This is a genomic window from Mesorhizobium sp., assembly GCF_005063415.1.
In the GTDB taxonomy this organism is placed as follows: Bacteria; Pseudomonadota; Alphaproteobacteria; order Rhizobiales; family Rhizobiaceae; genus Mesorhizobium.
The window spans coordinates 1-306 of record NZ_SUEG01000397.1 but is presented as its reverse complement, the minus strand read 5'-3'; the positions used below and the strand labels follow the sequence as shown (position 1 = coordinate 306).

Below are 306 nucleotides of genomic sequence, written 5' to 3'. Positions count from 1 at the left end.
GCGGGCTGAGTTTTCTTTGAGTTTGCGCCATTTTCCGCGAGTCAGCGGACGCGTTTTATGATTCACTCCAGGGCATGGTTGCCACCGCCCAGGATGCTGCTCCGGACGATATCGGCGCGCTGAGAGCAGCGCTGACCGCAGCGTTGGCCAGAGCCGAAGACGAGGCTGCGCGCGCTGCGCTGGTCGAGGCCGAACTGGCGGTCGCCAGGGCCAAGGCATCAGATGATGCGGCGCTAATCGCACATCAGCATCTGACGATCCGCAAGCTGCAGCGGGCGCTGCATGGTCAGAGTTCTGAACGCTCAG

The 306-nt window shown here is 62.7% G+C and carries 1 pseudogene; it reads left to right on the top strand.

The features are described from left to right. Nucleotides 1–74: 74 nt before the first annotated feature. Nucleotides 75–306 (top strand): annotated as a pseudogene (locus E5W70_RS32780) (IS66 family transposase); the annotation flags it as partial.